Source organism: Bacillus sp. MYb209 (assembly GCF_002975175.1).
Classification (GTDB): domain Bacteria; phylum Bacillota; class Bacilli; order Bacillales; family Bacillaceae_G; genus Bacillus_A.
The window spans coordinates 1-2,072 of sequence record NZ_PCNZ01000107.1; the positions used below are offsets into that span (position 1 = coordinate 1).

Here is a 2,072-nt window from a genome sequence, read left to right on the forward strand (position 1 = left end):
GTATCGTAACTCATGTAATGACCTCCTTGAAGTGATACCTAAATCATACCAATTTTACGTAATAACTGTAAGTATTACATTTTTGATGGATAATTACATAGATCAATAAAAAAGAAGAACGTTACCTCAATACAAGGAGTTCTTCTTTTTTATTTAGATATTTACATTTCTTTTAAATAAAAAATTTATCTTTTATAATGTTATTCATAACACATCAACTTAATGTATTACAATAAATTATGATCTTCTAGTAATTGATACCAATCATCATCTTTACTACCTACTGTGTCACTAATCCCTCCAGATTGAACAAACTTATTACCTAATTCACAATATTTTTGTCCTAAATAATAGTTTTGTAAGAAATTATTAAAATCACCATATGATTCAATAACAAAGTTTTGATCAATTAAATCTCCAAACAAACAAGATATTTCTCCATTAATTTTATCAATAAATAATGGGTAATTTTCTATTGTCCCTATACAAAGCCATTTATCAGCACCACCTGGCATGTCTTCCGTATAAAACTGAATACTTTCAAGTTTTTGATGACCATATATAGTGATTACTCCACCATTCAATATTTTATATTTGCTTGTAATGAAATAATAATCTTTTAAAATAGTCTCTTCTAATTTTTTATCAATTATTTTTTCTTCTTCCACAATTTCACCAATAACCAAACTAAATGGGTCATCGCCTAAAATATTCTTAACTAATTCTATTTTTTCTAATACTGATTTATCCATTTTTTATTCCCTCTCGATATTTATTTTTACTCTCGAACCATAAGGAGCATCTTTTAATTGTACTCCTAAAAGTCCACCAATTCTTCTATTTGTAAATTGATCCATAAATTGAAGATTACTCCTAATATCTTCTCCATTAAGCCCTAAATCCCATCGATGATCTGGATCCATAGCATATTTTACTTTATCAATTAATTTTTTTGCTAATTCTCTATCTCGTGGATAATATATTTCAATTGTAGGGAAGCGAGTTGTTTCGAAAGTTAACAATCTACGTTTTTATGATGCTCTTTCTTGGCAGGATAAAGATGTTGCTGGTACTTTAGATGCAGGAGTAGGATTTACAATCGACGCAAAGGTAAATGTCAATGGGTATCCGCAGTATCGTGTTTATAATTCGAAGGGGCATAAGTACTATATTACGGCTAGTGATTTTTATGTAAGTTGGCTTAGATTTAGATAATGAAGAAAGCCGCCCATTTTTAGGTGGGCAGCTTGTCCTTTAATATTTTATTTCTCTTCTTTTTCTTTGTAGTTCAAAGCAATCTCTACTATTTCTTCTGGCGTTAAGTCTCTAAAATCCCAAAAAATCAAGTCACTCGGAGCTGGGTGAGGCACATTCGCCTTTAAGATATCAATATACTTACTACCCAACTCATCTGGTAATTTAGGATCACATATTTGTTCTACAAGTTTAATAAGATCATCTTTAGTCATTTTACTGTTCATGTTATCTTCCCCTTATAAATTTATAACCCTTTTTTTCCAAAATGATAAGCAGGGTCTAAGATGGTTTGGTGAGTCTTAGGAGATACAATGATTAAGTTATCAAGGTTATAGACATCGCCCCCTTGATGAATAGGTTGCTTGTGGTGTAAGACATACACTTTATGTGCTCCATACTGCTCTGATCCGGGAGTATAAGGTGCTTTACCTTCCAGCATCCTCATTCTGTTCATGCGATTAAATTCGTTTGCGTAGCTCGAATCAGCAACTGTTTTCCAAAACTCAGCTCTAAATTCATCGAATGATTTGAATTCTTTTCCAACCAACTTATTTCGAATTTCTTGCGGAATAACACCAATTGAACCCTTATTATACATTAATTTCTTTTGAGTCCCTAAACTTCGTTCAAGATTAAAACTTGAAGTTACTGTTCCTGGAGATTTTCTTTTTTCCGCACTAGAAATTGTAGTCTTTGCAAAATTATAATAGGCCTGATTTAGTTCGCTTTGAGGTATCTTGGTTATGATATTTCCACCAGAAAAAGCATATGAAACATCTTTCTTAAAAGATTGTAAAATATCAGCTGTTTGCTTC

General features: G+C 31.3%; 3 protein-coding genes and 2 pseudogenes. 1 reads left to right on the forward strand and 4 read right to left on the reverse strand.

Annotated features, from left to right (window positions below):
* Positions 1-227: 227 nt before the first annotated feature.
* Both CQZ94_RS30520 and CQZ94_RS30525 read right to left on the reverse strand, forming a co-directional pair.
* The gene (locus tag CQZ94_RS30520) at positions 228-752 is read right to left on the reverse strand and encodes a hypothetical protein (RefSeq protein WP_048517219.1); all 525 of its coding nucleotides are present in this window, start codon (positions 750-752) and stop codon (positions 228-230) included.
* 3 nt (positions 753-755) lie between these two features.
* Positions 756-1,022 (reverse strand): hypothetical protein, encoded by a 267-nt coding sequence (locus CQZ94_RS30525; protein WP_258166094.1) that lies wholly within the window; start codon positions 1,020-1,022, stop codon positions 756-758.
* Here CQZ94_RS30525 and CQZ94_RS32195 point away from each other — a divergent pair.
* A pseudogene (locus CQZ94_RS32195) lies at positions 985-1,215 on the forward strand (N-acetylmuramoyl-L-alanine amidase); the annotation flags it as partial. The gene CQZ94_RS30525 and the pseudogene CQZ94_RS32195 sit on opposite strands and share 38 nt — an antisense overlap.
* Before the next feature lie 47 nt (positions 1,216-1,262).
* Here the strand turns inward: CQZ94_RS32195 and CQZ94_RS30535 are convergent.
* A complete protein-coding gene (locus tag CQZ94_RS30535) occupies positions 1,263-1,481 on the reverse strand; it encodes a bacteriocin immunity protein (RefSeq protein ID WP_105588409.1) in 219 nt (72 codons plus the stop codon).
* A 20-nt stretch (positions 1,482-1,501) separates the two neighbouring features.
* A pseudogene (locus CQZ94_RS30540) lies at positions 1,502-2,072 on the reverse strand (T7SS effector LXG polymorphic toxin); the annotation flags it as partial.